This window comes from Mesorhizobium sp. WSM4844 (assembly GCF_055811775.1).
Map to the genome: position 1 here is coordinate 451,528 of NZ_JBVVQB010000001.1, position 22,124 is coordinate 473,651.

13 protein-coding genes are annotated in these 22,124 nt (G+C 61.5%); 5 read left to right on the forward strand and 8 right to left on the reverse strand.

The features are described from left to right. Positions 1 to 154: 154 nt before the first annotated feature. Positions 155 to 3,253, forward strand: a complete 3,099-nt coding sequence (locus AC0L2A_RS02070; protein WP_473607297.1) for a CheR family methyltransferase — start codon at positions 155 to 157, stop codon at positions 3,251 to 3,253. Continuing rightward, on the forward strand, positions 3,250 to 3,609 hold the full coding sequence (locus tag AC0L2A_RS02075) for a response regulator (RefSeq protein WP_023801272.1): 360 nt from the start codon (positions 3,250 to 3,252) through the stop codon (positions 3,607 to 3,609). The genes AC0L2A_RS02070 and AC0L2A_RS02075 overlap by 4 nt, the downstream gene beginning before the upstream one ends. Before the next feature lie 12 nt (positions 3,610 to 3,621). Here the strand turns inward: AC0L2A_RS02075 and AC0L2A_RS02080 are convergent, their stop codons facing one another. Next, the gene (locus tag AC0L2A_RS02080) at positions 3,622 to 3,861 is read right to left on the reverse strand and encodes a hypothetical protein (RefSeq protein ID WP_023801273.1); all 240 of its coding nucleotides are present in this window, start codon (positions 3,859 to 3,861) and stop codon (positions 3,622 to 3,624) included. 157 nt (positions 3,862 to 4,018) lie between these two features. On the opposite strand from AC0L2A_RS02080, the gene AC0L2A_RS02085 reads away from it, so the two are divergent. Both AC0L2A_RS02085 and AC0L2A_RS02090 read left to right on the forward strand, forming a co-directional pair. Then, on the forward strand, positions 4,019 to 4,237 hold the full coding sequence (locus AC0L2A_RS02085) for a hypothetical protein (RefSeq protein ID WP_128172239.1): 219 nt from the start codon (positions 4,019 to 4,021) through the stop codon (positions 4,235 to 4,237). A gap of 1,217 nt (positions 4,238 to 5,454) precedes the next feature. Further along, entirely contained in the window at positions 5,455 to 7,974 is a 2,520-nt protein-coding gene (locus AC0L2A_RS02090) for a caspase family protein (RefSeq protein ID WP_473607298.1), read from the forward strand. A gap of 509 nt (positions 7,975 to 8,483) precedes the next feature. Here the strand turns inward: AC0L2A_RS02090 and AC0L2A_RS02095 are convergent. Further along, positions 8,484 to 9,056: a DUF6931 family protein gene (locus tag AC0L2A_RS02095; RefSeq protein ID WP_473607299.1), complete on the reverse strand. Its 573-nt coding sequence runs from the start codon at positions 9,054 to 9,056 to the stop codon at positions 8,484 to 8,486. 190 nt (positions 9,057 to 9,246) lie between these two features. Between AC0L2A_RS02095 and AC0L2A_RS02100 the strand changes: the two genes are divergently transcribed. After that, positions 9,247 to 9,777, forward strand: a complete 531-nt coding sequence (locus AC0L2A_RS02100) for an OmpA family protein (protein ID WP_473517012.1) — start codon at positions 9,247 to 9,249, stop codon at positions 9,775 to 9,777. Between the two features lie 195 nt (positions 9,778 to 9,972). Here AC0L2A_RS02100 and AC0L2A_RS02105 read toward each other — a convergent pair whose 3' ends face one another. The 6 genes from AC0L2A_RS02105 to tssL all read right to left on the reverse strand — a co-directional run bounded on the left by AC0L2A_RS02105 (position 9,973) and on the right by tssL (position 21,484). Further along, the gene (locus AC0L2A_RS02105; protein WP_473607300.1) at positions 9,973 to 12,306 is read right to left on the reverse strand and encodes a M23 family metallopeptidase; all 2,334 of its coding nucleotides are present in this window, start codon (positions 12,304 to 12,306) and stop codon (positions 9,973 to 9,975) included. Continuing rightward, positions 12,303 to 12,809, reverse strand: a complete 507-nt coding sequence (locus AC0L2A_RS02110; RefSeq protein ID WP_473607301.1) for a DUF1036 domain-containing protein — start codon at positions 12,807 to 12,809, stop codon at positions 12,303 to 12,305. The genes AC0L2A_RS02105 and AC0L2A_RS02110 overlap by 4 nt, the downstream gene beginning before the upstream one ends. A gap of 11 nt (positions 12,810 to 12,820) precedes the next feature. Further along, entirely contained in the window at positions 12,821 to 15,457 is a 2,637-nt protein-coding gene (locus AC0L2A_RS02115) for a serine/threonine-protein kinase (protein WP_473607302.1), read from the reverse strand. 5 nt (positions 15,458 to 15,462) lie between these two features. Further along, positions 15,463 to 16,230, reverse strand: coding sequence for a PP2C family protein-serine/threonine phosphatase (locus tag AC0L2A_RS02120; protein ID WP_473607303.1), 768 nt, complete (start codon positions 16,228 to 16,230; stop codon positions 15,463 to 15,465). Positions 16,231 to 16,389: 159 nt separating this feature from the next. After that, a complete protein-coding gene (gene tssM, locus AC0L2A_RS02125) occupies positions 16,390 to 19,947 on the reverse strand; it encodes a type VI secretion system membrane subunit TssM (RefSeq protein ID WP_473607304.1) in 3,558 nt (1,185 codons plus the stop codon). 22 nt (positions 19,948 to 19,969) lie between these two features. Next, positions 19,970 to 21,484 carry a type VI secretion system protein TssL, long form gene (gene tssL, locus AC0L2A_RS02130; protein ID WP_473607305.1) on the reverse strand — a complete coding sequence of 505 codons (1,515 nt, stop codon included), beginning with the start codon at positions 21,482 to 21,484 and terminating at the stop codon, positions 19,970 to 19,972. Between the last annotated feature and the right edge of the window lie 640 nt (positions 21,485 to 22,124).

The window sequence follows — 22,124 nt, forward strand, 5'->3', positions numbered from 1 at the left end:
TAATCCCGACTTTAACGCCCTCTGCACGGACTTGTTCCGGCCCTCGCGCACGTTATATGCTGGGCGTTGCGTTCAGCCCGGTCGTGGGCTTTGGGTCGATTTGGCGGCCTTGTCGTCTAGGCTGTTCAACCGAGGGCTTGCGGTGACATCTCAGGTGAAGAGATTTCCAATTGTGGGCGTCGGCGCGTCGGCCGGCGGCATTCCTGCAATGGAGGGCCTGTTCAAAGGCATCACCGGCCAGCCCGGCATGGCGTTCGTCATCGTCACCCATCTCAGCCCCGAGCGCGAAAGCCTGCTTCATGAGGTCGTCGGACGTTACACGCAACTCCCGGTTGTTGTCGTCGAGGACGCCACCACTGTCCTGTCCGACCACGTCTATGTGATGCCGCAAAACGTCGTTCTCACGATCGAGCGGGGAGTGCTGCACCTGCGGCCATCCAACGTGCTCAGCCGCGAGCGCAAGCCGATCGATATCTTTTTTAGCGCGTTGGCGGAGGATCAGGGCGAATATGCGGTTGGGGTCATTTTGTCGGGCGGCGATTCCGACGGCACGCTTGGCGCGAAGGCGATCAAGGAGCGTGGCGGACTGACGGTCGCCCAGGCTCCCGACGGCTACGGTCCGCGCAACCCGGACATGCCGAAAAGTGCGATCTCCAGCGGGCTGATCGACATTGCGGCGCCGGCGGAAGAGATCGGCGCGAAGCTCGAGGGGTTCGCCCGCAGCTTCGACATGCTGAACGGGGTTGCCGGAGACGGCGAGCACGAGACGGCAGAACTGGGTCGGCTCCGCGACGAGATCTACGGCATTCTGCAGGGCCAATCCGGCCACGATTTCTCAGGCTATAAGACCAAGACATTCCTGCGGCGCATCAAGCGGCGCATGCAAATCGGACAGCTTGATTCCATTGAAGAGTATGTTGAATGGCTGAAGAAGGACCCTCGCGAGGTGGCGAACCTATTTCGTGACCTTTTGATCAACGTCACCGATTTTTTCCGTGATCCCGACGCGTTCAAGCTGCTCGAGGAGAAGGTCGTACCGCAGCTGTTCGAGGGCAAGACCGCCAGCGACGCCGTCAGAATCTGGGTGCCTGGCTGCGCCACCGGCGAGGAGGTGTTCTCCATCGGGATGCTGTTGCGCGAGCACATGGAGACGCTTTCGGTTGTGCCGCGCGTCCAGATATTTGCGACTGACATTGATGAGCCCGCACTTGCGGTGGCGCGCGCTGCGCGTTACCCGGCGGCATTGCTGCAGGGGGTTTCGCCCGAGCGCAGGCAGCGCTTTTTCAGCAGCGACGGCGAGAGTTACGTGCTTGCCAACGAGGTTCGGGAGCTGTGCGTCTTTTCCCCTCACAGTATCGTCCGCGACCCGCCTTTTTCACGCATGGACATGGTTTCATGCCGCAACCTGCTGATCTATTTCGGCTCGGACATCCAGAGCCGGGTCATCCCGATCTTCCACTACGCGTTGAGGCCGGGCGGTTATCTTTTCCTCGGCACGTCCGAAAGCGTCGGCCAGCACGACGACCTCTTCGCCACCGTCGACAAGAAGCAGCGCATTTTTCAGGCGCGCGAGCATGCCTCGCCACACATTAGGCTGCCGATGCTGATCGGCGATGGCCGTTCAGGCGCCTTGCTGCCTGAAGGAACGGGGCCGAACAAGCGAACCGCCAGCTATCCGCTTCGACAGGCGGTCGAGGCACAAGTGCTGGAGCGTTTCGCGCCGCCGCATGTCGTGGTGAACGGCGACGGTGACGTCGTCTACTATTCGGCGCGGACCGGCAGCTATCTCGAGGCGCCGCAAGGCATTCCGAGCCGGCAGGTGCTGAGTCTGGCCCGCGCCGGCCTAAGGCTCGACCTGCGCGCAGCGTTGCGGGAAGCCGCCACGACGCGCCGCACTGTCGTGCGGGAAAATGTCGTCGTCGACGAGGACGGCGAACAGGCCCAGTCGATCAAACTCACTGTCGAGCCCCTGGCGGAACGCGGCAAGGGCGAACGGCTTTATCTCGTCCTGTTCGAACCGACGGGGCCGGTGCAGCCGCGGTCGGATATGCGGGGCGAAAACCGTGATGGCGAAGGCGCTGCTGATCTCGAGCGGGAGCTGCGCGAAACGCGGGAGCGACTGCAGTCGACGATCGAGGAGTACGAAACGGCGCTGGAAGAGCTGAAATCGTCGAACGAGGAACTCCTCTCCGTCAACGAGGAGGCGCAGTCGACCAATGAGGAGCTTGAGGCCTCGAAGGAGGAGATGCAGTCGCTCAACGAGGAGCTCAACACCATCAATTCGGAGCTGACCAGCAAGATAGAAGAGCTCGACCACGCCAACAGCGATTTGCGGAATCTGTTCGAAAGCACGCAGATCGCAACCATTTTCCTCGACCGCAATCTGGTGGTGCGGACCTTTACTCCGGCGGCCTCGTCCTTCTTCAGCCTGCGTCCCTCCGACGTCGGCCGGCCGCTGACCGAGCTTTCGAGCCAGCTCGACTATCCCGAGCTGAAACCGCATATCGATGCCGTCTTCGAAACCGGAGAGACCCTGAACCATCATCTGGCGCGCGACAACCGGGGCCGGTTTTATATGGTTCGCATCAATCCGTATCGCGACAAGGACGACAGGATCCAGGGCGTCGTGGTCACGCTGGTCGATGTCACCACATTGGCCGAGACGGAAGAGCAAAACCGGGTGCTCATTTCGGAGCTGAACCACCGCGTCAAGAACATGCTGGCGGTGGTCGCCAGCATCGCCAACCGCACCCGTGAAAGTTCGGAATCGAAGGAAGAGTTCGCCGAAGCGCTGATCGGTCGCCTGCACGCCATGTCGCGGGCTTACGGTCTGCTGTCGAAGGAGCGCTGGAAAGAAGCTTCTATCAACGAACTGCTGCATCAGGAGCTCGAACCTTTCAGCCTTGACCGGTTCGAACTTGACGGCGCTGACGTGAAGCTTAGCCCGCAACAGGGCCTTTCCCTTAGCATGGTCATTCATGAACTGGCGACCAACGCCGCCAAATATGGCGCGCTGTCGAAGCCCGAGGGCAGGGTCGTTCTGAAATGGTCTGGCGAGGGCGACGTTTTCACGCTCGCCTGGCGCGAGAGACGCGGGCCGCCGGTCAGAAAACCTGAAGTCAGCGGCTTCGGACTTTCCCTGCTGCAGGGTGAGATCGGCTACCGGCTTGGCGGAAACGTCGAGACCACCTTCAACGATGACGGTCTTGAGGTCCAGATCACATTCCCGATGCCGCGCAAGGAGACGCCGTGACCGACCCGCTGCGCGTTCTGGTGGTCGAGGATGAATGGCTCATCGCCGAGGACATCGCTGCTTGTCTGCGCGATTCGGGACATCAGGTGATCGGCCCGGCCCCTTCGGTGGCGGCAGCCCTTCGTCTTATCGGCGAAAATCCTGTCGACGTGGCGCTGCTGGATGTTCAACTGCATGGCGAAACGAGCCTGGCGATCGCAGAAGAACTAAAAACCCGCCATATTCCGTTCGCGTGCCTGACCGGCTTTGGGCCGCGCGATGTTCCATCCGCGTTCGCCAACGCTAGATTTGTTCGCAAGCCGGCAGATCAGGCGGCCATTCTCAGAGCCTTGGCTGAATTGGTCCCGACGTCCTAGTTCGTTTGCCCTTTAGTCCAGCGGCTTTTCGGTCGGCCGCGGCGTGGCGCCTTGCTGGCGCGGCCGGCCGGCATTGCGGTTGGCCACCGGATTGTCCAGCGGAGCGGTCGAGGGCTTCGAGGCTCCCGCGCTTTTCGGCGTCGGTGGCCTGGCTCCGGCATCCGTATCGTCAGCATCCCGCCTTGGACGTCGCAAGCCAGCGGCATTTGCCTGCCGGATTGCCGGTTTCGATGTGGTTTTCTTGTTGGCCATGGTGTCTCCTTCCTGCTGCGACGGAAACAACGGAGGCTTCGTTCACCGCTCGCAGCCCTGCGTGTCAACCGCCGGCACGGTGCGAAGTTCCACGACCTGCCGCTGGATGGGAACCATTTTCGAAACTGGCTGTTCGGCTCGCAGGAAGGAGCCGGACATGGAGCGACGTAACGCAATACTTTCGCTGGTCATAGCAGCGATCATCATCGTCGGCTTTCTCATCGGCTTTTTGTATGCCGATATGGGCTGGCGCACCTCGCCACTCACAAGAGCCCCTGAGCAAAACCAGGGTGGGAACGCCCCGGCCGACACCTCGCCTGCCGCGGGCATCGAAAAGAACCCCCAAGAGAATACCGAGATGCCGGATCAGCAATAACCGCGATCTTTCCGGCAGGAACCGGGCAAGCTGGATGGTCTTGCCCAGAACCAATGGCTGTATCGCTGGTGATATCGGACTTACTGTGGCTGCTGGTACCCGGCTGCCAACGCAGCGGCCTCTTCCTCCGTCGTTGAACTCCCTCCTACTGGTGTAAGCGATTTCTGGCATTTGCGTATCGGAAGCACGGCGTGCTCAGTCTCCGGAGACGAGAGCCGGCCGATCCTGCTGCTTCTTGCCAACGCATCTTGATTGGCCCTTGCCGCGAGCCACTCCGCCCGCTCCCGCGGCAAGCCGATAAGGCAAATACCAGCGAAGTACGCCGGCACATCCACGGTCGTATCGAACACGGCCCATGTGTTGGTCGGTTCCTGAACGGGCAAAAACCTCATAACAGCTCCTGCTAATATATAGCACGAACTTACGGACGGAGCACTGTTCCGGCATCAACCAAACGAAGGAGAATTTTTCGTTTTGCCACGCTGCGGCGCGCTGAGCCTCGCGACTTGATCCACAGCTTCTGCATCGCGGCTGCGACGTGCCCGAAATAGGTGGCAGATCTCGATGAGCGAACGCATCCAGGAGCCCGCCAAGCGGCGGCGCTTTTGCGTGCCGGCTATCCGCCTTCAGTGCCCCATCTCGCGGGAGCGCTGCTCGGAACCAGGAATCCACTTTTTAGCAACTCCAGGGCGTCGAGTGCCTCCTCATCCTGCAAATTTGTCAGAGCCACCCCGTCTGCGAAGACAACCCTATTGTCGTCTATGTCATAGACCTCCCAAAGCCCTTCCTTGATCCGTCGAATGGCGTGCCGGTGCTCCATAAGCAGACGCTAATTGAGTCGCGGAAATGGTGGCTAGTAAAAATCAGGGGCAGGCCGACATTAGCAGTGGAAAACCTCAGGCGCCCTGACGCGTGATGCGTTCGCAAGTCAAGGGTATGCCGGCCGCGCCTGGTCCGAGGGGGGCCAAATCGACCACGGGCAAATAGTTGAGAAACCTTTTGACGATCATTGCGGACACTCGGGCTCTGATGTAATTTAGGGATCGATCAAGTGAGGAATATACCGCTGTCGCGACGGCTTTTCTCTCTTTTCTGTCTCGGCAGATAGCATGCTCTCTAACGGACCTTGGCACTGCAAGCTGTGTTCTTGTGGTCGCCAGGTAACGACGGTTAAGGGATTTGCCATGCTCCGACGTTGCGGATTCGTTGCGGCCCTGATGCTCGCAAGCGTCGCGACTTTCGACGCTTCTGCAGTCGAACGAAGGGTCGCCTTTGTAATCGGCAACTCCGATTACCAGGAAATCTCGGCCCTCAAGAACCCGGCCAAGGATGTGGTGGACGTGTCCAACACGTTTCGAGCGGCTGGTTTTGATGTTTTCGTTGCAAGCAATCTTACAAAGCTGCAATTTGAAGATCAGTTCCGCAACTATCTTGCCGCCGTGGACGGCGCGGATGTGGCTGTCGTCTACTATTCCGGCCACGGCTTTCAGATCGGCGGCGAAAATTTCCTGATCCCTGTCGATGCCTCGTTGAAAGATGCGGCGGACGTCGAGGTCCAGGCAATCAAGCTGAACGATGTGCTGCAGCAGATGCGTTCGAAATCGAAGATCCAGGTGATCATCCTCGATGCCTGCCGCAACAATCCATTCCCTCGCAAGGACTATTGGCTCAGGGACCAGCTTCTTACCGCCAGCGGCACCGGCCTTGCGCAAGTAAGAAGCTCACTGAATACACTGATCGCTTTCGCCACCGAACCCGGCGCGGTCGCCTATGACGGCGCCGGCGACCTCAGTCCTTTTTCATCGGCGTTTTCTCGTCGCGCGCTCGCCCCGAACCAGGAGATCCGCACGGTCATGTCGGCCGTCCGCCGGGATGTGGTTGAGGCTACCAAGGGCCTGCAGGTTCCCTGGGAGAACTCTTCGCTGATCGACGAAGTCGTTCTGATGCGTCGCATCAGCCGCCCATCGCTGCCGCCGGTGTTGGAGAAGGTCGTGCTGTCCGGGGCAGGCCCCATCGATCTGAACCTTCCCGAACCGGTCCAGGTCGATGGCGGGACAATAACCGTCAGCATCGAAAGACCACCCGCCCTGGGACGCCTGATGCTGGACGGCAAGGTCATCGAGGCGGGAGACCTGATCCAGGGCAAGGATCTGCCGCGTTTGCAGTTGGATGTCCCCAAGGGAACTGGCGAGCCGGAAGAGATGGATATGCTGGCCTACGCCGCACGCGACAGTTGGGGCGGCGAAGCCAAGGGCATGCTGGTGTTCCGGGTCAAGAGCGGCGAAGGAGCCGAGGGCGAACAGGTGATGGCCTCGCTCGAAGCCGAGCAGAAGCAGCAGGTGCTGCAGCGCGGCATTCATGTCACCGGTGCGGCCGAGGCGATCGAGAACCGGGACGTCGACGTTCCGGTCGGCGTCGGCGCCGTTGCCCTGAACCTCGACGTCCCGACAGACGATGCGGCCGTCAGCCTGAAAGTCACAAACTATCCGGCAACGGGGACGCTCTCCCTGCCGGATCGGACCCTGTCGCCCGAATCGAGCTTGACGGTCGGCGAAGTCGAGGGGCTGCGCTATGAACCCCAGATCGGAGCCAGCGCACCGGTCGAGATCGCCTTCGAAATTCGGGCGGACAGCGGAGCAGCCAAACCCGCCAAGATGAAACTGTCGCCGAGCGTCGATCCGTGCGACCTGGCTGCCGGCGAGCCTCTCGACCTTCAGGGCGTCGTTCCCGGCCTGCTGCCAAATGAAATCGGCGCCGACGCGGTGAAGCTGTGCGAAGCTGCGGTGAAGGCGTATCCCGATGTCGCCCGCTTCCGTTATGAACTGGGACGCGCGCTGCTTGCAGCCGGCAAGGTGGACCAGGCCAGGAAAGCCATCCAGCAGGCCGCCGACAGGGGGCACGTGCGCGCGGTGTTCGAGCTCGGCTACCTCTACGCGACGGGAACGGGCCTGGCTGCCGACCGCAAGCAGGCCAACACCTTCTACGCCGCTGCGGCCGACAAGGGCGATCCCTACGGGATGACGTCGTGGGGCCGTGCCTTGTTCCATGGCTACGGTGTCGAGCGCGACACCGGCAAGGGGCTGGACCTGCTGCTCAAGGCGGCGGCGATGGGGCACACCTATGCCATGAACGATCTCGGCGCGATCTTCACCGAAGGCCGCAACGGCGTGCCCGCCGACCAGGCCCGTGCCGTTGCCTTCCTCAAGGCCGGCGTCCAGCGCCAGGACATGTATTCGATGAACTTGCTCGGTCGCAATTACCTCAGCGGCCGGGGCGTCGAGAAGGATCCGAAGGCTGCGCTGGCGCTTTTTCAGAAGGCCATCGACCTCGGCCAACCCTATGCGCCGGGCAGTCTTGCGCGCATGTACCGTGATGGCGTTGGCGTGGAGCAGAACCTTGATGAAGCCCAACGTCTGTTTGAACTGGCAACATCGCGCGGTGACCAGTCCGGCGCTTATGATCGCGCGGCCCTCGAGATGCAAAAGGGCGACAAGGCCGACCAGGCCGTCGCCGTGCGTTTCCTGGCATTCACAGTTGCGCTCGATCTTCGCAATGAACTGCCCGACGCCCGGGCGACGTTGGCGCAATTCGGGACCAAGCCGAAAGCGGCGGCGTTGAAGCAACTGCGTGGGGAACTCAAGTCGAAGATTCCGTTGAGCGGTTCTGTCGACAAGCAACTGGTCAAAGTGGCGAGGGCGGTCTGGGAACAAGCCAATCCGCGTCGGGATTTGTTCTGATCAACAAGGAGGCAATGGTGGGCAGAAATCGGAAGCAGGCAACAATCGGGATAACTCTGTCCATCGCCTTGGCGGGGATCATGGGCTGCACATCCTGGCCACCCCTTCAACCGACGCCGCTGATGGCGACGCCCGCGCCGGCGCCGAAGGTCGTTCGCAGAGCCCCGGCGCCGCGGAAGGTCGTCAACCCGGCTCCCAAACCGGTGGCCGCCAGGAAAGTGGTCAAACCGGTCGCGGACGAGCCTGCTGCCCCACCTCCCGTAATCATTCCTTCTTCGGGACGAGGCGGGGGTGGCGGAAGTGGCGGGAGCGGCGGGAGCGGCGGCGGAGGAGGCGGCGGCTGGGGATAACGGTGAATGGCGGCTGCAGGTTAGCCAGGCAACTAATTCAGAGCGTTCTGCAGCCAAGTGGAACCGCTTGGCGTCGCAGGAATGCGGCTTAATCAAAGAGATAGAGCCGGATTCTCAGTTCAATTTGAACGTATCCCGCTTGCGGGTCCGGGCTACGGTTTAACTCGCATCCGCTGATTGGCGCAGCGCCTCTGTCTCTGCCAACTGGATGCCCATTTCGACAAACGCGCAAAGAACTGAAAAGCGGTCCTCCAACGCAACACGTGCCAGTCCGGCCAGAACCCCCGCACTCACCGCGCGGGCGGCTGGCGGCAAGGCCGATAGCGCTGGCGCCCCCATAACTGAACCGTTGCCATGCCGTCCTGCAGCCAGGGCAATCCAGGCGGCCGGCGTTGTTGGCGGCATTGCCGCAGCCTCGCTCACTTCCGGGCTATGGTGAGGGCTCTCCGGTTCGCTGACCCAGTCACGAACAACCGCGAGCAATTCCTGATCCCTGCTGTCGAGCAGAACGGTGAGGTGGCTCAGGCATTCATGGGCCCACCACACCGCAGCCCGCGCGGGAAGCAGATAGGCACAGAACGTAATCGCCTCCTCTGGCACCCGCCCGGCCAGCAGGGCGCGGCAAAATTCGATTGAAGGCTGTTCGGTCGGAAGTGCCACCATGTCCCTGGAAACAGCGGGGCAGGCCATGAAAAGGTCCCGTGCCGTTTTGAATCGAAGCTCATTGGCCATGGCGCCACGCTTTCCCCAGCGAACAATCGACACTGAAGCCATGGACAGGGCGGGTCAAGTCTCCAATCCCCAGCAAGATGCAACTGCACTCCACCACTCGTATGCTTGACGTTTATTGACAGACAACCGCTTCGCAATTTGGTATTGTCCGCAGTCGATGAAATCGATGCTCAAGACAGGAGTAACCGTTATGCGGTTGGGCAGTTTAGCCTTCGTGTTTACGGTCGCGTTTTATTCGACCCACGCTTTTGCTGATCCACTTCAGAAATCAGAAGACATCGTGAAGTTTTTTGACGCGGCGAGCGAGCTCGGCCCGCCGCGTGGAATTTGCGTCGGCACCGAAGAAGAGTGCAACAGCAAGAACAAGGCAGCGCCTGCCGAAAAAACCAGCCTCGACATGCTGATCAATTTCGGCCTTGATTCTGCGGAACTCGATGCGACTGCGCGTGCTGAACTGGACGAGTTCGCCAAGGCACTGAAGGACAGCCGACTGAGCACTTTGAACTTCGTTGTCGAGGGTCACACAGATGCAACCGGCTCGGAGCGCTACAATGAGGGGCTGTCGGAACGCAGAGCCAGATCGGTAACAACCTTCCTCACCTCCAACGGCATCGATCCTGCCCGCATCAAAGCGACCGGCCTGGGCGAAGCCAATCCGCGCAACCCCAATCCATTCGATCCGGTAAACCGCCGGGTGGAAATGCGGATAAGGACCGAGTAGCTGGCGCGGGTGCGCTGGACCATTTTGCAGCCAAGTGTAATCACTTGCGACAGCACTCCGGCCAACACCCCTCAACCGTCTTGGCGCTGCGCGCCAATCCACCTTCTCCCACAAGGGGAGAAGGCAAGAGCGCGCTATTACCGCCACGCGTAGCAGAAATGCGGCTAGAACAAATAGATAGAGCGGGATGCTGGCTCACAGCGCATTCTGAACGGAACTCACCATAGCCGTGATCGCCTGCTTGTATTTTTCGAACTCGGGCGATGTCTGCCGGACTTCCGTCGTTGTCGTTGTCTGTTGGCTCACTTCAACCATCGCCGGGCTCAGCTTCCGCCCCATTTTCCTTTCGGCCCAGCTCACGACATAGCTGGCGGACTTGCCGGTGAGAAACGGGTTGGCCTGAATGACGGCCGATCCGAGCACGGCGCTCAATTGCGCCGAGCCCGGCGACGACAACACTTGATGGGCGCCTTCCATCCCCAGGAAATGGCAGAGATAAAGCCGGCCGGCTGTGATCTGGTGGCCGCGTGCCCGAAGATAGGCTTCGCCTTCGCGCGCCAGATTGCTGACCATCTCGCGCGAGATGGTGGCGTCAAAACGCAGAGCGAGCAGGTCGGCGGTTGACAGTGTCCGCGCCAGCTCGGGGCGGTAGGTGTTCATCATTCGGATCCACGTCCTGGTTATGAACTGACCGGCGCCGGTTGCCGAAGAAAGCGGGTTCTTGGCGCGGGCTTTGCCGCCACTTTCGACTTGAACGATACGCTCGGTCAGCGTTTCGACAGCGGAAGCGTCCGTCGCGATTGCCGTAACCGTGCCCAGCGGATCGATCGCCTGCCCATTGCGATAGAGTTCGAAATGCAGGTGCGGCCCGGTCGAAAGACCGGTGGTGCCGATGTAGCCAATGATATCGCCTGCCTTCACCTTCGCGCCGACACCGGCCTTATCCGCGAATTTCTGCATATGCGCATAGCGCGTCTCGCTGCCGTTTCCGTGCGAGATCTTCACCAAATTGCCGTAACCACTTCCATCGCCCTGAAAGACGATTTCGCCGTCGAAGGCGGCGGCTATCGGCGTGCCCAGAGGCGCCGCCCAATCGACGCCCTTGTGGATGCGAACGGTTCCGAGGATTGGGTGCTTGCGTGGGCCGAAAGTCGAGGTCATGACCCCGTTGACCGGGGTGACCATGCCATTGGCGACTGTCAGCGAGCGAACCTGATCGTCGCCGCTGACGCATGCAAACTGGCCGTCGGTCTGCTGGAACACGAAACAGTCAAGGCTTTTTTCGCTACCCCGGACGCCAACATACAGCACCCGTCCGGCCGTCTCTTCCTTGCCACGCGGTTTTTGCGAATAGATCAGGACCAGACGCTGGTCTTCGCTGGCGAAGGCATCCAGATCCTGTCCTCGCGACAGATACATGATCGCTTCTCCGATCACGCCGGTTGGAACCTTGTTGCGCGCTGCTGTCGAGTAGATCGCGTCGAGCAGCCGGTATTGCCTTTTGTGCGTACCTTGCGCCTGTGCGCCCGAGTAGTTGAATAGGTCTTCGCGAACCCAGGGGTCGACACCAGACACAAACACACCGGCGGCATTGCGCGTCAGCGTGCCGACAAATACGTTCCTGGCGTAGATCGAAACCTGCATGAGGGACATGGTTGTCGTCTCGCGCGTCGGCCTGAAACCGCGCATGGCGACGACATGACCTGGCTCAAGGCTCTCCCGATTGAAAAGCGCCTTCAGGGCCTCGCCTGCCAGCCTGGCATCCTCGGCGGAGAAATGCGCATCCAGCGCAACGCTGTCCAGGCTGCGGTCGTTGAGGATCTTTACGAAAATGTCCTCGGTAGCCTCGTAGCGTTGATGTTCACTGATGACATTTGCAACGCTGGTGTTGTTTTCGATCTGGGTTTTCTGGAACGCGGGAAGGGCTGCCTCGCCTGAATCGATTGTTTCGCCCCAACCTGCTTCGGCATCATCGGTATCCCCCTGCGGGTCCGAAGCAACCGGAGCCTCGTTTGGAACGGGCGGTGGCTGAACATCGTTTTGCAGCTCGTTGGATGGCGCCGGCGCGGTCTGTCGCTGCGCCTGGAAGAAGGCGAAATCTTCTTGCGTCGACGGTATCGTCGTCATGAACTTTTCGCTGGCGCTAAGCATCACGTCGGACAGAATTTCGATCTGCGGAGAAACGCCGGCCTGATCGAGTTCTGCCGGCCGCGGGATCACTTGGCTTTTTGTTGCGCCGCCGGTGTCGGGCGCAAGGGTGATCCACATCGGGTCGCCTGCGAGATCGATGATGGCAGGCACATAGACAGATGCGTCGGCTGGCACATCGTCGGTTCCCTCGACGGCGTGCAACTCCTCATCTTCGTCGCCAAACGACCAATAATCCGCGGTGAGATAGAAGCCGGCAGCGATCGACAACAGGACAGCCACAGCAAGACCGGCAAGAAGCCTGCGCCAGAGCCTGCGTCTGCGCAGGGCGGCGCGCGCCTGCTTTTTCAGCCTGAAGCTTGTGTCGATACTGTGCGTCACGGATTGCTTCCGGTCAGAAAAAAGGTCCACCGCACCTGTTCAAGCGTATCGACTTCGAGAAATCGTGCGGCGATATGGCCGCGCTGCCAGCATTCATCGATGCCGCGTATCGAGAAACGCCGCCGGTCGATGCACATTTCGGTCGACCCGGTCAGGGTCGCGTGGCCAAAAACGTCCGTCGCATAGATGTAGATGTAGCGGTTGGTGAGTTCCTCGCGGATGACGTTCACGCACTGATTTGCGCCGATGGTCCACCAGCCATCGGTCTGGTCCGCATTGTCGACCTTTTGGCCGACAGCGAGATTGACGACGTCGAGCGTCTGATTGCAGACGGTGAATTCGGCGCGCGCTTCGTGGGACGACAGGAGAGCCAGCAATGTCGCGCCCAACATGGCCACAAGTCTGATACGGCCTGTCAGGGCAAGCAGGCCGCGAAGCCGGTCACGCTGATTGTTGGGCGGCACAGCGGGCAGGAAGGAAAAGCGCGAGCGGCGGTGGGCCATCGGCGTCCATGCTACCCGCCGAGCCGAAAATACTTTGCCGTTGCGGAGTACTCAGCTCGGTTGGCGTCGATCTCGTCGAGAATTTTGGGCAACAGCAGCGCGGCTGGTGTCGGCGCAGAGAACGCCGCAGCCTGAATATCCTGTGGGCCCGTGATCACCATTATGATCTGCGGCACGACCTTGCCGGCCGCCTTGTCGGCTGCGCCGAGATCGATCGGGATGTTGAAGGTCGCCTTGCCGGCTTGCGCCAGCATAAGATCGTCGAGGCTGAATGCCATGCCCCTGTGGTCGATCAGCAGCACGCTGGAAATCAGGCCGCCCTGCGTCACCAGCGTGCCGCCGATCGGCGAGCCGCTCGGCACCGTCGTTCGATCGAGAACAAGCTGCGGCTTGTCAGCCGGCATCTGGTCCAGAAAGCGCAGAAAGTTGGTGACTTCGCATTGAGCCGGCTCAATGAGGCGGACGCTGATGTCCGGTTCGACACGGAATTTTGCCTGGAAATCGGACAGCATTCGTTCGAACGGCTGGATCTCTGTGCCCAATCCTTCGATGGCGACGGCGGCCTCGGTTACCGACGTCAACGTCGCATAGAAACAGTCGCCGCCGTTGAAGTCCCGCACCCAGGAGACCCGTTGCGCAGCGGGGTCGAGGCCATTTTTCGGCGGCAATTCCAGTTCCGGTTTCGGCACGTTCAAGGCAACAGTGGCTTCGCCCGGCTGTTTGCCTGGCGCCGGCTCGTACTGCTGCCGTTTTGCGTTCGCATCATCCGTCTGGTTTTCGGCCCGCGCGTGCTGGCTGGCCGGCTGATCGGGCTTCCGGCTCTCCATCATTTCGGGCTGGACCGCTGCGGGCGGCGAGGCCTTGTCGGCCGGTGGCATTGGCGCGACCTGGATGCGCGGCGGGATCGGCTCCGGGGTTTCCTCGGTTGGCGAAAGGACTTCGGCGGGCCGTGTCGGCTCCAAGCTTTGATCCGCCGCGGCATCTGCCCGATTTTCAGCTGGCGATGGCGACTCGGCTGCCGCCGGCTCCGAAGTGTCCTCGGCTGCCGCCCGCTCCGGGGTTTCCTCCGTCGGCGAGAGGACTTCGGCGGGCCGCGTCGGCTGCAAGCTTTGATCCGCCCCGGCATCTGCCGGACTTTCAACTGGCGGCTGCGCCTCGGCTGCCGCCGGCTCCGATCTTTCCGCGGCTGCCGCCGGCTCCGAGGTTTCCTCGGATGGTGAGAGGACTTCGGCGGGCCGTGCCGGCTCCAACTTTTGATTCGCCGCCGCACCTGCCTGACTTTCGGCTGGCGGCGCAGTGGCTTCTGTTTGTGACTGATCGGGTGGAACTGCCTTTGCCGGCTCATCGCCCGGCGAATTTGCAGCGCTGTCCGTCGGGACCGGTTTGGATGCTTTTGGCCACAAAAACGAGGTGTCGCCGACGGTCGGCGTGGAAGGCGTCATCACGCCGCCCAGGTAAACGCCTGCACCCGACGCGACAGCCAATATCGCCATCGCAGCGATTGCGATCGATCGGGTCTTGGCCGACTTTGCCGGGACCTTTGGCGAGACAGCCCGAGCAGGACCGGCAGCTGGCGAAGGCCTTGGCTCGGACAGAAGTGCGGGCCGGACATGCGGAACGAAGCGCTGCTCACCGGCAGCCGCCGGAGGCTGACTTGCCAGCTTGGGACCGGCCATCTTGGGACCGGCCAGCCTGGGGCCGGGAAGCTTGGGGCCAGGCGCGGCGGTTCCCCCGGTTCGCGGCGTCCGCTCGCGCGGTGTGATCGACGTTGGCGGCCTTGTCTCCTCGTCCGTGTCGTCACGTGTCGCCCTGGCGATATCGGCCATGCTGATCGGCCGGTCTTGTGGATCCGGCTGCAGCATGGCCTCGACAATTCCACGAAAATCGGCGTCGATGTCGGAGAGGTCCGGAACGGTTCGGCGTTTTTCCACGATCTCGAACTGGGAGCCGCTCATGTCGATCGGTTTCCCGCGCAGAGCAGCGGCCAGCACCAGGCCCAGGCTGTAGATGTCGGATTGCTCACTGACATCGCCGCTGTACAGCCCGAGTTGCTCGGGAGAAACATAGTTGTACTTTCCCGCGAACTTTCCGCCGATCAGCGTCTCGCCGCCGACGGTCGCCGATCGCGCGATGCCAAAATCGATGATCTTTGCGCGATCGACCCGGCCTCCCGGCAGGATGATGTTATCCGGGGAGAGGTCACGGTGTATTGCTCCCGCCTGGTGCACGGCGTTCAAGCCGGAAGCCAGACGATGGCAGAGCTTGCGCACGTCTTCCGTCGGCATCGGGCCATTTCGCATGATATCGAACAGCGATTGGCCGTCGACGAATTCCATGGCAAGGTAGGGGCGGCCGATACCGGGGTCGATCGTGAAGACGTGATATCGCACGACCGCGTCGTGCGACAAATGATTGAGGATCGTCGCTTCCTTGCGGAACAGCGACAGGATCGTCTGGTCACGGGCGAACTCGGGCAATACGATCTTGATGGCGACATGGTCGCCGGTCTGGATGTTGTGGCCACGGTAGACTTCGCCCATGCCACCGAATGCGATCCGCTCGTCCAGTTCATAGATGCCGCTGAGTTGCGTGCCGACCGCTGTGCTGGCCACGTCAGGCGATATCCGCGTCTTGTCGTCGGCGCTCATCAGCCTCAGCCTTCCGCTCTGGAAGGACCGGGATAGGCCCCATTGCGCCCGTCTCCGATCTTGACGAGCACGATCGTGACATTGTCCGTTCCCCCGCGCGCCAGCACTATCTGCAGCAGGTTTTCGCATGCCGCCTGAGGCGTCGCCGACACCGCCGCCGCCTCGATCTCGGCGTCTGTGACATGCGCTGTCAGCCCGTCGGTGCTCAGCACGAATATGTCGCCCGGCATGATTTCGCCTTGCTGGAAATCGATCACGACCTCGTCGCTGACGCCGACCGCATGCGTGATGACGTTGCGGCGCGGCCAGGCGAGCGCTTCGGCTGCGCTGATCATGCCCTTGTCGAGAAGTTCCTGGACTTCGGTATGGTCCTTCGAAATCTGCGAGATCGAGCCGTTGCGGATCAGGTAGACGCGACTGTCGCCTGCCCACAGGCAGGCAAACCGCCCATCCATCGCCAGCAGGGCGGCGACAGTGGAGCCAATGGTTACGCCACGGGATTGTGATATCCTGCGGATTTCGGCATTGGCCCGGCTCAGCCGGTCCTCGAAGCGGGCGCGCAGATCCGGTGCAGAGCTTGCAATGCCGATCGTTGCCAGGTGATCGACGATGCTGGCCGAAGCGACTTCCCCGGCATCGTGTCCACCCATGCCATCGGCCACCACCCACAGGCCGGTGTCCGGCTCGACCAGATAGCTGTCTTCGTTGAGCTCACGGACACAGCCTTTGTGGCTGACGCCGAAACTTTCAAAGGGGAGGGCGACATTGTTCACTTTGCCACCAAGCGCTTCTCGAGCGTCCTCTGCGGCGCGCCGTCAGGCGCTCGCTCGCGCCAGTTTGCCACAGGCTCGAACGTTAGAGTATCGAAATAAACGTCCGCCCATCTGTTGCCGATGGACGGCCGCACCGTATTGGAAAATCTAGAGCTCATCTCAAAACGCCTTTGGACAGCTGAACCCGGAAAGCGCAGGAAGCAAGAGAGGGATTTGGTCCGAACTGGCCTGGACCGTATAGGCGACATCGCGTCCGCCGATCACGAAGCGGGCTTGCGTGTTGCCGCCGGTGCCGGTGATATCGGCCTTGTCCAGCAGGCGCTTCAGTGCCCACGGACCGTCGAACTTGATCGCGGATTCACGGCCCGGCATCTCCGGAATGAGGCTCAGGCTCGCCGACGCGGAGGCCATGCCGCTCGGCCAGGTCACCGTGGTTGGCGCGTTGCCGGCCTGGTTGCTTTGGACGATCTGGCCATCGACGTCGAGTATCGCCGTATCGGCATCGCCATGCAGTGAAAACGGCGTAAAGGTGACACTGACCGACGGCACCGAACCACCTGAAGGAAAAAAGGCGTTGCGGATTTCCGCCGCCAGCTGGAAGCTTTTCAAGGTCGACTTCGACAGGTCGCGCCCGAAACGCGCATCCTGCTTCCAGTTCCAGTCCTGGCCGGTCATGTCGATCAGCGATGCGAGATTCTGTGCGAAGAACCGGTCCATCAGGCCGCCTGGAGCGAACAGTTTCGCGAAATCCGCCATCGCAATATCCTCCGGGCCATCGCTGGCGAAGGGATAACGGCCCTCGACCATTTCCTCGCAGGCGCGCGTCACCGTCTGGTCGAGCAGCTGGTTCAAATTGGTCTGCGAGGTTTCTGCGACGTTGCCGTCAAGCTCGTCGGCGGTCGCAGTAACCATTCGGGCGAGTTGCTTGGGCAGCCGCGAGACATTGGCGCGAAGCGTGGAAATCTGCAGCTGCAGATTCATGTTGGCGCGTTCCGTTTGCGAAGGGACATCGGCCGCCAATTGCAGACTTTGATGGATGTCGCGGAAATTCTGGGTCAGTGCATCGATGGGGCGGCGCCCAGTGGGACCGTTCACCAAAGCCTGAAATGATCTGAATTGCGCTTCGATGTTCGCCCCGGGGTTCTGGTTTTGCGCGCGAGCGGACCCCGTGCCGGCCCGGCTTTGCGATTTGCCGCTGGCGATTTGAATGCCGATGCGGGCCAATCCGCTGGCGACATCTGCAGCGTTTTGCGGCTGGGTTTGAAGCATGCCGGCTTCGGCCTCGGAGCCTGACTCTTCGCTGGAACCAGCTTCTCGCGTCAGCGCTGTTTCGTCGGCTATTGCCGTAAAAAGCTGGTCGATTGGCGAGCTTGGTGACGCGGCGGCGGAGAGCGCGATATAGTTGTCCTCCAGCATTGCCTTGAACTTCAGTCTGTCGAGAACGCCGTTCCACGCCGCGGCGAACTCCCTGCCATAGCGCTCGACAAGTTCGGGACCGAGTTTTGTCAATTCCTGGTCGATGCCGCCTTGCTCGGCGCCGCCGCCGAGAACCCACTGGTCATCGACAAGCATCTGCGCAATGCGCGAGAGTTGCCCAAGATAGAAGTCGTTGAAGCCGCCATAGGTATAGATACCGGGAACGCGAAGGCCTGACAGATCGCCGCCATCGACACGTTCGAACAACAGCTGCGCTTCCGGGCCGCCTTTGACGGAGACGGAAAAATCGTCCAGCGCCGCGGCGTATACCGCCGACTTGACCAAGGCAGAGGCACGATCGGCAAGGCTCATGCGTCCGAGCGAGCGTTGGGCGGCTTCGACAAGCGGCTGGTTGAGTTCGAAAACCGGATCATAGGCGTCGTCCAGTGCAAGCATGGCCCGCAGATGCTTTTCGAGTTGCGCCCGTCCCTCGCGGTTGTTCTCACCCGGATACCGGTTCTGCTCCCAGTCCTGCTTCATCCAGGACACGATCAACTCGTCGTCGACCTTGGGCGCCTTGCCGCCAAGCATCATGTAGATCTTCAGCGGTTCGTAGAGCGCGGTGGGATCGGCCATCCTGGCCTGGATCGTCCGTTCGGCCTGAAGCAGCAGGCGCGAGCGGAACATGCGCTCCAGCGCCTGCCGGTAAGCTGTCTTTGATGCCGAAAGCAGTCTTTGCCGCTGACTGAGGCCGAACGTCTCCTGGATCGGGGTCGGCACGTCACCGGTGTCGAACCCGGCCGGCAGTTCGCGCAACTGGTCGAGCGGGCCGATGACGTTTTCGAGGTCGACATCGGCGACTTCAGTGCTTTTGAGGAGCGGGTCCGCCGTCTCGCGATACTGGCCTGCAGCTTGCGTGGTGGAAGCGATCAGCGACCTGTTGGCTGAAAAGCTCAGGGCCAGGGTGCCGAGAGCCGCAGCAGCCATCAATGCTATTACGCCAAGGCCGCCATACCTGGCGATCGCTGCACGCCTTTCAGCCGATTTGTCGTATGAAACCCAGCCGGATTCCGCGAAAATGACGCCGGTCAGCAGATCATGCAGGAAGAAGCTTTTGCCGGTGCCGGAAAGATGGGCGCGAGAAGCGCTGCCGAAACTGCGACCGATTGCGCCCAGCACCTGGTCGATCGGCGTGCCCTCCTGCGTGCCTGACGAAAAATAGAAACCACGCAGGCTGACATTCACCTGGCTGCGGGCCGGATCGAAGATGCTGGCGACGAAACCGGCAATACGGCTTTTCAGCGCGTCGAATTGAGCTGGAAAGCCAAAGATGGCTATGCGCGCGACCGGATCGGCCTCTTCCTGCAGGCGGTCGGCCATCTCCTCTGCCAGGCGCTTTGCCAATGCGTCGAATTCGGCCGGTGCCTCACCGGCCATGTTCTTGCTGCGATCGGCGGTCTGGAATGTCGCGCCCCACACTTTGCGGCGGCGCTGCTCGTCGAAACCGCCAAAATAATCCATGAAACCGGAGACAAGGTCGGCCTTGGTGAAGAGCAGGTACACCGGGAACTGGATTTTCAGTGTTTCGTGGATTTCGCGCAGACGGCTGCGTATTTCGACGACATGGGCGTCAAGCTGCCGATCATCGAGGCTGATGAGATCGGCAAGGCTGATGGCCAGGATAACCCCGTTTATCGGTTGCCTTGTGCGGTATCCCTTGAGCAGCGACAAGAAGGCGAGCCAGCTCTTCTTGTCGCTCTGCGCATTGGAATCCTGCGTGGTGTAGCGTCCGGCGGTGTCGATCAGCACCGCCTGATCGGTGAACCACCAGTCGCAGGATCGTGTGCCGCCAACGCCGGCCACTGGCTGTGCGTCGCCCGAACCGGCAAGCGGAAAATTCAGGCCGGAATTGACCAGCGCCGTTGTCTTGCCGGCACCAGGCGGGCCGATGACGACGTACCAGGGAACCTCGTAGAGGAAATTGCGCTTGCCGCTCGACCGCTTGAGCGCAGCGATGGCTTCATTCATACGAGTCTCGAGCACCTGCGAGTCGTCGTCCCTGTCGTCGTTGCGGGCGACTATCGTCTCGAGCGCCTTTTGCGCCTTTCGCTTTTGCCAGAAACGCACTCCATAAAACAGCGTCGCGATCGCAACGATCATGCCGATGATCGTCACGCGCAGCCAGACGGGCGCCAGCGGACGCGTATCGGCAAAGCGGATCAACGGTCCGGCAAACCAGACGGCTGCCGCGAAACCGGCCAACGCGATCGCGCTGAATATCCGCAGCAGCCAGCGCGTCATGGGCGCTTCCAGATGGCCGTGCTCACAGGGTTTCCTCCTTGGGGATCATCAAGTCGACACGGCGATTCTGGGCGCGGCCTTCCGGCGTCGCATTGTCGGCGATCGGTTCGTCTTCACCCTTGCCGTCGACGGTGACCCGGGAAGGCTTGCTGAACCGTGGCGCCATGACAGCTGCGACGGCCTTCGCCCGGGCGATGGAAAGGTCGAAGTTGGATTTGAACTCGCTCGATTTCCGCGGCTTCACATTGTCTGTGTGGCCGACGATCATGATCGGCCCGGGCTCCGGTTCCAGCGCGGCGGCGATGTCCGCGGCGATTGGTCCAAACTCCGGTTTTATCTCGGCCCTGCCGGACGGGAACAGCAGGACATTGTTGATCTCCACGATGATGAACCTGCCCTGCGTGCCGACGCTCAGCCCGCCGCGCGCGATAGTCTTGGCCAGTGCCGCATGGATGCGATCGATCTGGGAACGGGTAGGGGCGACAGGCGGAGCGACTTTCACCGGCGCAGCCGACGGCACCACGCTGGCGCGTTCGATGGCGATCGGCGTCGACGGATCGAGCGCCAGCAACCTGCCGGCAAGGGCATCGCCCTCGTTGGTGATGAAGACCCGCAATGCGAAGAATGCCGCCGTCAGCAGCGCCGACGCAGCCGCCGCAATCACCCAGAGCGGCAACCGGGCCGACGATTTTGGGCTGGAGACCGCCAGGCTTTGCCAGTGGGGCGAGATGTCGTCGTCGGCGCGCGCCCTGAAGTAACGAAGCGTCTCGTAGACGTCGCGTCGAACGCGTTCGAGATTGTTGTCCTCGCGCGCAAGGCCTCGATACTGGCCCTCGAACCCCAGCGACAGGCAGGCATGCATGAGTTCAAGCAAATCGTAGTGTGCCTCCGGCGCGGCCAGTATAGTGTTCAGCGCTTGGTAGAAGCCCGAGCCGGTGGGCACGACGCGGAAGAACTGTGACAGCATGCTGTGCTGCGCCCAGGCGTCTGTCCTGGGCCAAGGCAAGTTGCCGATGAGGTCGTCAGCGGTTTCGCAGAGAGCAAATTTAGCGATCCGTGCATCTTCTTCGGGAACACCGGCTTTCTCCATTGTCCTGTCGAATTTTTCGATCGTCTCGGCGACATGTTCCGCCAGTTGCTCCGCCTGTCTTTCGACAGCCATAAGCCTGAGCTGGCCAAACAGCATCAGCAAGGGAGCGGCCGCGGCGAGGATCTGATTGGCTGCGGAATATCTGACGCTGTCCGTGGCCTGCAGTAGGATGTCCTGCTGAATGCCCGCCGCCGCCGCAACGGAGCCGGCTGTCGCCGCTGCGCCGGGGTCTGCACCCTGATAAATCACGGTTCCGGAGGTCCAGCCCGGCGGTGCATGACGACCGACACCGGGATCGAAAACCGTTGAATCCTTGACCGGCGAGGGACCGGGGCGCCCGCCGTCGGGAACGGCCCCCTGGGGATCGGGCGCTGATTTCTCAGCCCGGCGCGGTGCGCGAATAACGGTCTTGCCCGCTGGGCCGAAAGGATCGTCCTTCGAGCTCATCGCCAAACGTCCGTCCACGCGGGGGTGCCGTGTGTGCGCCACATCAGGGCAAGACGGTCCCCGGCCGGGCGCAGGGACTGCAGGCGCTGCTGACGAGGGCAGTGTCTGGAGGAAGATCGACTATATCTTTCTAACCCGCCGTAACATGACATGTGCCGCAGACCCCCAGGTCAATCAGCCTTACCCGCTGGCGAACTGTCGAAAATGATCGTAAGCTTAGAAACGGTCGATTGGAACCAGATGCAGCGCTGCGAAAGGATTTTTCTTCGCCAACGACAGCGCCGTATCTTTGGGCTCGCCAAGGACGCCCTAGTTCCTCTGCACAGAGGACTTGGTTGAGAGCGAGCCTGAAAGGGATTGTCGACGGTCCAACTGCACAATCTCCAACGTCTGCGATTAGCCGTAGGCCACCACACCTTCGTCATCCCAAGGCGGAGCAGGAGCGAAGCGACGTCGCGGAGACCCTGGGATCCATGCCGTTACCTCGGAGCGCTGCCGCGGTGCAGAACCTTTGATCGCGGAGCGAGGCGCCCCCTCTGTCCTGCCCCCTTCGCAAAAATTGGCATCTCCCCCACTTGGGGGGAGATTGGCAGCTTCGCTGACGGCGCCTGTTCATCAACGTTGGACATTGGCGAAAGCC

Excerpts from the sequence above, each read along its gene's own strand:
- AC0L2A_RS02080 (WP_023801273.1), bottom strand. The coding sequence starts at position 3,861 with ATGGCCAACAAGAAAACCACATCGAAACCGGCAATCCGGCAGGCAAAT.
- AC0L2A_RS02085 (WP_128172239.1), top strand. The coding sequence starts at position 4,019 with ATGGAGCGACGTAACGCAATACTTTCGCTGGTCATAGCAGCGATCATC.
- AC0L2A_RS02090 (WP_473607298.1), top strand. The coding sequence starts at position 5,455 with ATGCTCGCAAGCGTCGCGACTTTCGACGCTTCTGCAGTCGAACGAAGG.
- AC0L2A_RS02095 (WP_473607299.1), bottom strand. The coding sequence starts at position 9,056 with ATGGCCAATGAGCTTCGATTCAAAACGGCACGGGACCTTTTCATGGCC.
- AC0L2A_RS02100 (WP_473517012.1), top strand. The coding sequence starts at position 9,247 with ATGCGGTTGGGCAGTTTAGCCTTCGTGTTTACGGTCGCGTTTTATTCG.
- AC0L2A_RS02110 (WP_473607301.1), bottom strand. The coding sequence starts at position 12,809 with ATGGCCCACCGCCGCTCGCGCTTTTCCTTCCTGCCCGCTGTGCCGCCC.
- AC0L2A_RS02115 (WP_473607302.1), bottom strand. The coding sequence starts at position 15,457 with ATGAGCGCCGACGACAAGACGCGGATATCGCCTGACGTGGCCAGCACA.
- tssM (WP_473607304.1), bottom strand. The coding sequence starts at position 19,947 with ATGACGCGCTGGCTGCTGCGGATATTCAGCGCGATCGCGTTGGCCGGT.
- tssL (WP_473607305.1), bottom strand. The coding sequence starts at position 21,484 with ATGAGCTCGAAGGACGATCCTTTCGGCCCAGCGGGCAAGACCGTTATT.